At 64.8% G+C, this 7,474-nt stretch carries 7 protein-coding genes; 3 read left to right on the top strand and 4 right to left on the bottom strand.

Annotation, left to right across the window (positions count from 1 at the left end; translation table 11 throughout):
- The 4 genes from ehuB to clpS form a co-directional block, all read right to left on the bottom strand.
- Positions 1 to 634: ectoine/hydroxyectoine ABC transporter substrate-binding protein EhuB (gene ehuB, locus IRZ12_RS13855; protein ID WP_296469485.1), on the bottom strand; the 634-nt coding region annotated here is incomplete at its 3' end.
- 369 nt (positions 635 to 1,003) lie between these two features.
- Entirely contained in the window at positions 1,004 to 2,584 is a 1,581-nt protein-coding gene (locus IRZ12_RS13860) for a DEAD/DEAH box helicase (RefSeq protein ID WP_296469487.1), read from the bottom strand.
- Between the two features lie 408 nt (positions 2,585 to 2,992).
- Complete coding sequence (clpA, locus tag IRZ12_RS13865) at positions 2,993 to 5,281, bottom strand: ATP-dependent Clp protease ATP-binding subunit ClpA (RefSeq protein ID WP_296469489.1); 2,289 nt, start codon at positions 5,279 to 5,281, stop codon at positions 2,993 to 2,995.
- A complete protein-coding gene (gene clpS, locus IRZ12_RS13870) occupies positions 5,278 to 5,598 on the bottom strand; it encodes an ATP-dependent Clp protease adapter ClpS (protein ID WP_296469491.1) in 321 nt (106 codons plus the stop codon). The genes clpA and clpS overlap by 4 nt, the downstream gene beginning before the upstream one ends.
- A 241-nt stretch (positions 5,599 to 5,839) precedes the next feature.
- On the opposite strand from clpS, the gene IRZ12_RS13875 reads away from it, so the two are divergent.
- From IRZ12_RS13875 to IRZ12_RS13885, 3 genes are all read left to right on the top strand, one after another.
- Entirely contained in the window at positions 5,840 to 6,073 is a 234-nt protein-coding gene (locus tag IRZ12_RS13875) for a cold-shock protein (RefSeq protein ID WP_296469493.1), read from the top strand.
- Positions 6,074 to 6,220: 147 nt separating this feature from the next.
- Entirely contained in the window at positions 6,221 to 6,685 is a 465-nt protein-coding gene (locus tag IRZ12_RS13880) for a DUF192 domain-containing protein (RefSeq protein ID WP_296469495.1), read from the top strand.
- A 176-nt stretch (positions 6,686 to 6,861) separates the two neighbouring features.
- A partial coding sequence (locus tag IRZ12_RS13885) for a dioxygenase (protein ID WP_296469496.1) occupies positions 6,862 to 7,474 on the top strand: 613 nt, incomplete at its 3' end.

Raw genomic sequence — 7,474 nt, forward strand, 5'->3', positions numbered from 1 at the left:
ACACATAATTGATCGTAAGCGCGGTCGCCGCATAGACGTCAGCCCGGCCGGCCACGCCCCCCTCCACCGCGCTCACGACGTCCGGGAAGACCACGACCTGCGAAGGATCGACCCCGGCACGCGCCGCATAGTCGTTCTGCACCGCCCCCACGACCACGCCCACCCGGGCCGCCGGATCGGCCGCCACGTCTTCATAGCTGCGCAGCACGCGCGGATTATCCGTGCGCTGGAGAAAGCCGTCGCCCACGCCGTAGGTGGGATTGGAAAAAGCGATCTGCCGGCACCGCTCCGGAAGAATGTACATGCCGGCCGCGATGATGTCGAAACGGCCTGCCTGCAAACCGGGAATCAGCGCGCCGAATTCGGTCAGCACGCCTTCAATTTCGTTGATGCCCAGGCGCCCCAGCACGACGCGGGCGATCTCGGGTGCCTCGCCCGTCAGGCGTCCGGCGCGGCTGTCCATGTAGGCGAAGGGAGCCTCGTTGGCATAGCCGACCCGGATCCTGCCGGCCTGTCGCGCGCGCTGCAGACTGTCAGCCGGAACTGCCGCGTCTGCCGGCGCTTCAGAGGCTCCGGCGCTCGGGACGACGGCCAACCAAGCCGACGCCCACGCAGCGAGAAGTAAACGAATCATGAGCTGCCCGGGAAAATATCTGGAGAAATCATATCGCCTAATAATATTTCAGTTCAAATCAATTGAATGAGAATGACCGGCCGGTCGTTTCGTGCTGGCGCCATCGACCGTTGCCAACGCACGCAAACAGGGCGGCCGCTCCGCCGTAGCGCCGCAGCACCGCCACCCGTGGCCCCATGTCGAGCGCGCACATCCTCTGGCGCACTGCTCCAATGCGCGGGAAGCCACCCGCCACGCACACGGTGCGCGCAAAAACAAAAACGCGCCCAGCAGGGCGCGTTCGGGAAGGCCGATGCGAAAATGCCCGCTCGGCGCGGGGGCGGCAACGCAGCAAGGCACACGGGCCTTGCTGGCGCTTGCCTGCAGGCGTCAGGCCGCGCGGCGGCGCGAATCGAAACGCCGCACCGGCGCATCGCGATGCGTGCCCTCCGCACGTTCGGCACGGGGCCGCTCGCTCCAGGCAGCCAGCGGCCGCTCGCGGCGCTCCGCCTCGCCTTGCACGGCGCGGGAACGGTCGGCCCAGGCGCGCTGGGCATGCGGACGTTCCGGGCGCTCGCCACCGTATGCGCGTTCGCGCGGGGCACGCTCCTGCTGGGGACGCTCACCGTTGCGGTCGGCGTACTGCCGCTCGCCCCGCGCCCCGCGGTCGCCATAGGCCGGACGGCCGTCCGGTTCGCGCTCGAAGCGTCCGCGGTTGTCGTAGCGATTGCCGCCCTCTCGGCCCTGGTAGCCGCCGCGGCCACCCGGACGCCAGCCCGGCTTGCCGCCAGGGCCGCCGCGCCGCGGCCGGTCCGAACCGGGACGCGGTGCGCGCTGGGGCTCCAGGCCGGGGACGACCTGCACCGGGATGCTCTGGTCGGTATAGCGTTCGATGTTGCGAATCTTGTGGCGTTCGCCATGCACGGCCAGCGTAAACGCCAGACCGTCCCGGCCTGCCCGGCCGGTTCGGCCGATGCGGTGGACGTAGTCCTCAGCCTGCATGGGCAGGTCAAAGTTGACGACGTGGCTGATGCCCTGCACGTCGATGCCGCGGGCGGCGACGTCAGTGGCCACCAGGATCTGGACTTGTCCGCGCTGCATCTGCGCGAGTGTACGGGTGCGCTGCCGCTGGTTCATGTCGCCGTGCAGCGCCGCAGCGGCAAACCCCTGGTCGGCCAGCGTATCGGCCAGGTCGTCTGCCGCACGCTTGGTCGAGGTGAACACGATGGCCTGCTGAATGCTGGCATCGCGCAGCAGATGGTCCAACAGGCGCAGCTTGTGTGCCATGTCATCCGCATAAAGCAGCGACTGGGTGATGTTGACGTGCTTTTCCTTCTGCGTGGCGATCTCGATCCGCTGCGGATCGCGCATCATTTTGGCGGCCATGCGAGCCACCGACCCGTCCAGCGTCGCCGAGAACAGCAGTGTCTGGCGAGTCTGGGGCGTGCGGGCGACGATGGCTTCGATGTCATCGATGAAGCCCATGTCGAGCATGCGGTCCGCCTCGTCCAGCACTAGCACTTCGACTTCAGACAGGTCCACCTTGCGCGATTGCACGTGGTCCAACAGGCGGCCGGGCGTGGCCACCAGCACGTCGACCCGTCGAGACAAAGCCTTGAGCTGCGCGCCATAGGGCATGCCGCCGACCACCGTGGCGGTACGCAGCCAGTTCAGTCCCTTGCCGTAGGTGCGCGTGGCGTCGGCCACCTGCTGGGCGAGTTCCCGAGTCGGGGTCAGTACCAGCACGCGCACGCCGGGCGTGCGCAGCGGCGAGGCCTGGACCTGCCGGTGCAGGGACGGCAGCATGAACGCGGCAGTCTTGCCGCTGCCGGTCTGGGACGAGACCATCAGGTCATGCCCCGCCAGGGCCAAGGGAATCGCGCGGGCCTGTACGGGAGTGGGTTCGACGAGCCCGGCATTGGTCAGGGCGCTGACGAGAGCGGGGGCAAGACCAAGATCAGAAAAAGACATATACCTTCCTTACGTTGCGGAATGCGCAACGCAAGCGTTCCAGCCGAACGCGCCGGATGCACGCATGCATACGGCCGCCTGCCCCGGAGGGGGCCGGTTTCATCAAGCAAGCCTGGAAAGCTGGCGCTGCGCAGCGGAGACGGTTTGTGGACGCTCCGGATGGATCATCGGCGCCGACCGATATCACCGTGCGCGCAAGCGAAGGGAAAAACGAGGTCAGAGACGATGCAGTTTCGGCCAGCCTCGAGGCGACCGATCGTCTGCATGAAGGCCACGTACATGCCTGGCGGCATGCCGGGATTTGTGCAGTACAACAATGATACCCCAGAAACGGCCCTGGGGATACCCCTAATCAAAATTATTGCGGCGGCGTGGCGGGAAGGGGACGGCCCTTCCCGCCACCGAGGATCAATCGGCCAGTTCCACCTCGGGCTGGGGCGCAGCCTTCGGTGAATCGTCGAAGCTGAGCTTGACCTCGTCGTTGACCACGTCCACCGTGACTTTGCCGCCGTTGACGAGCTTGCCGAACAGCAGCTCGTCGGCCAACGCCCGACGGATGGTGTCCTGGATCAGGCGTTGCATCGGACGTGCGCCCATGAGCGGGTCGAAGCCCTTCCTGCCGAGATAGGCGCGCAAGGCATCGGTAAAGATGACCTCCACGCGCTTCTCGTGCAGCTGCTCTTCGAGCTGCATGAGGAACTTGTCGACCACCCGCAGGATGATTTCCTCGTTGAGCGGCTTGAACGAGATGATGGCATCCAGGCGGTTGCGGAACTCGGGCGTGAACATGCGCTTGATTTCCGCCATCTCGTCGCCCGGCTCGCGCGCCCCGGCAAAGCCGATGACGTTCTTTTGCAAGGTCTCGGCGCCCGCGTTCGTCGTCATGATGATGATGACGTTGCGGAAATCCGCCTTCCGGCCGTTGTTGTCGGTCAGCGTGCCATGGTCCATGACCTGCAGCAGGATGTTGAAGACCTCGGGATGGGCCTTCTCGATCTCGTCAAGCAGCAGCACGCAATGCGGCTTCTTCGTGATGGCCTCGGTGAGCAGGCCGCCCTGGTCGAAGCCCACGTACCCCGGAGGCGCGCCGATCAGGCGCGAGACCGCGTGGCGCTCCATGTACTCGGACATGTCGAAGCGCAGCAGCTCGATGCCGAGGATGAACGCCAACTGCTTGGCCACCTCGGTCTTGCCTACGCCGGTAGGCCCGGAGAACAGGAAGGCCCCGATGGGCTTGTCGGGCTTGCCCAGGCCCGAGCGCGCCATCTTGATGGATGCCGACAAGGCATCGATGGCGGCGTCCTGGCCGAACACCACCGCCTTGAGGTCGCGCTCGAGCGTCGCCAGCTTGCTGCGATCGTCGCTGGAGACGGCCTGCGGCGGAATCCTCGCGATCTTGGATACGATGTCCTCGATCTCGGCCTTGCCAATGATCTTCTTCTGGCGCGACTTGGGCAGGATGCGCTGCGCCGCGCCAGCCTCGTCAATGACGTCGATCGCCTTGTCGGGCAGGTGGCGATCGTTGATGAACTTGGCCGAGAGCTCAGCCGCCGCCGAGAGGGCAGCCGCCGAATACTTCACGCTGTGGTGGTCTTCGAAGCGCTGCTTGAGCCCACGCAGGATCTGCACCGTCTGCTCGATGCTCGGCTCGTTGACGTCGATCTTCTGGAAGCGGCGCGAGAGCGCGTGGTCTTTCTCGAAGATGCCACGGTATTCGGTGTAGGTCGTCGCGCCGATGCACTTGAGCTGGCCGGAGGACAGCGCCGGCTTGAGCAGGTTCGAGGCGTCCAGCGTCCCGCCCGACGCCGCGCCGGCGCCGATCAGCGTATGGATCTCGTCGATGAACAGGATGGCCTTGGGGCTTTCCTTCAACTGCTTGAGCACGGCCTTCAGGCGCTGTTCGAAATCACCCCGGTATTTGGTGCCTGCGAGCAGCGCCCCCATGTCGAGCGAATACACGCATGCATCGGCCAGGACGTCGGGCACCGCGCCTTCCGTGATGCGCCACGCCAACCCTTCGGCGATGGCAGTCTTGCCCACGCCGGCCTCGCCCACCAGCAGCGGGTTGTTCTTGCGCCGCCGGCAAAGCACCTGGATGACGCGCTCGACCTCGCTGTCGCGACCGATGAGCGGATCGATCTTGCCCGCCTTGGCCGCCAGGTTGAGGTTCTGCGTGTATTGGTCGAGCGGCGACTGCTTGGCTTCGCCCTCGGCCTCGGCCTCCGACTCCTTGGGGGTGCTGGAAGACTCGAGCTGGGGCTGCTTGGTGATGCCGTGCGACATGTAATTGACCACGTCCAGCCGGGTGACGCCCTGCTGGTGCAGGTAATACACGGCGTGGGAGTCTTTCTCGCCGAAGATCGCGACCAGCACGTTCGAGCCCGAGACTTCCTTCTTGCCGTTCCCGGTCGACTGCACGTGCATGATCGCCCGCTGGATGACGCGCTGGAAACCCAGCGTGGGCTGGGTGTCGGCCTCTTCGTTGCCGGGGATGACGGGCGTGTTGTCGTTGATGAAATTGCGGAGGTTACGTCGCAGATCGTCCAGGTTCGCCGCGCAGGCGCGAAGCACCTCGGCTGCCGACGGGTTGTCGAGCAGCGAGAGCAGCAGGTGCTCTACGGTGATGAATTCATGTCGGGCCTGGCGGGCCTCGACGAAAGCCATGTGAAGGCTTACTTCCAATTCTTGGGAAATCACGCTTCCTCCATGATGCACTGAAGCGGATGCTGGTTCTGCCGAGCAAAACGGCTTACCTGGTCGATCTTGGTCATGGCGATGTCACGCGGGTAGACCCCACACACCCCACGGCCTTCGTGATGCACCTTGAGCATAATCTGGGTGGCCTGCTCTCGCCCTTTGCCGAAAAATTTCTCCAACACCAGCACAACGAACTCCATCGGCGTGTAATCGTCATTCAACAACACCACCTTGTACATTGGAGGTGGTTTGGTCTTCGACGGTTCCCGCTCAAGCAGCGTTGTCTGATCCGGTTGAGAATCGAACCCGGTGCTCATGCGCCTATTCTATCCACTTGAAAGTACCCCGCAAGCCATCAGCATACTCCTATATGCCCGGGGCATCCCGAGCTTGACGCAGCGGGGCATCTTTTCCATTATTTGCCGTCCGGGGCCTGTTTTTTCAAGCGCCGGAATCGTAATACTAGCGCGTCGCGGCGCGCGTGATCGTCTGCCGTTACGGCACCCGGGGGAACGCGCTTCCGCATGGTTGTAACCGACTACAAGAAGGCATTGCGTCATGTCCAGTGAAATCAGCCAAGGCAAGAGGGGTACGGGCACCGTCAAATGGTTCAACGATGCCAAAGGCTTCGGGTTCATCACGCCGGATGACGGCGGCGACGATCTGTTCGCCCATTTTTCCTCCATCCAGATGACTGGCTTCAAGACCCTGAAAGAAGGCCAAAAGGTCACCTTCGAGGCGGCCCAAGGTCCCAAGGGCAAGCAAGCGCTGAACATCAGCGAAATCGTCTGAGCGCTCTTCGAGCGACTTGTCTTGCTCCCCCGCGTATCACGGGCGGATGCCTGCGTCCGCCCGAGGTACGCGGCAGCCATGAGATGAGGCGGGCCGGGCCATGCTACGCTCGGCGGTGGTGAATCTTTTGACCCAACCTCCGACGTCATGACTCGCTTCTTCCCCCAAGCACAGCGCCTCTCCGCCTGGGCGGGCGCTGCCGTGGCCGCGTTGTCCCTCGCCGGGGCGGTAACCGCGCAAGCCACCCTTCCCCAGCAAACGCTGAGAGCCGGCATGCACCTCATCCGCGCCGAGGTTGCCAGCACGCCTAAGACCCGGGAAACCGGGTTGATGTTCCGCGAACGGCTCGGCCCCAACCAGGGCATGCTGTTCATCTTCGACCGCCCGGGCATCCAATGCATGTGGATGCGAAATACGCTCATCCCGCTCTCCGTCGCCTTCATCGCCGACGACGGCGTAATCGCGAACATCGAAGACATGGAGCCCAAGACCGAAACCAGTCACTGCGCGGTCCAACCCGTGCGCTACGCCCTGGAGATGGAGCAGGGTTGGTTCGCCAAGCGCGGACTGAAAGCCGGCACGCGGATCGACGGCATCCCTGGTGCCCGGTAATCCCGGCGCCTGCGGCCGGGATGCACCGGCAGGGAACGCCCCGCAGGCCCAGTTTCCGGTCGCCCTCACCCGGCCCAATCTTTACATTTCGCAGCCATAAAGGGCGACGCCCCGCCGGCCGCACGCGCAAGTGCGCAACGGGGCCATTGATGAAAAAGAAGCCAGGAGACACCACTTTGCGTAATCTGAACGAAGACACGATCACCCAGGCCGTCCTCGCCCGGCACGCAGACGCCCCGGATCCGCGGCTCAAGGAGATCATGACCAGCCTCGTGCAGCACTTGCACGCGTTCGCGCGCGAGGTGAAGCTGACCGAAGCCGAGTGGGCCGCTGGCATCGAATTCTTGACCGCGGTGGGCCACGCCACCAGCGACAAACGCCAGGAATTCATCCTTTTGTCCGACACCCTGGGCCTGTCCACCCTCGTGACGGCCATGAACCACCGCAAGCCGCCGGCCTGCACCGAGGCCACCGTGTTCGGTCCGTTTTTCGTCGAGGGTGCGCCGGACTACGACTTGGGCGACGACATCGCCAACGGCGCGAAGGGCGACCCCTGTTACGTACGGGGAACGGTCCGGGGCGCCGACGGCACGCCGGTCGGCGGCGCCGTCATGGAGATCTGGCAGGCCGACGCCGACGGCTACTACGACGTGCAATATCCCGGGCAATCCGAACATCGCGGCCGGGGGCGGATCCGCACCGCAGCGGACGGCAGCTTCCTCTTCCGCTCCATCCTCGCGGAGGCCTATCCGATTCCCCACGACGGTCCCGTCGGACGCATGCTCGAGG

The organism is Pigmentiphaga sp. (genome assembly GCF_019689535.1).
Lineage (GTDB): Bacteria > Pseudomonadota > Gammaproteobacteria > Burkholderiales > Burkholderiaceae_B > Pigmentiphaga.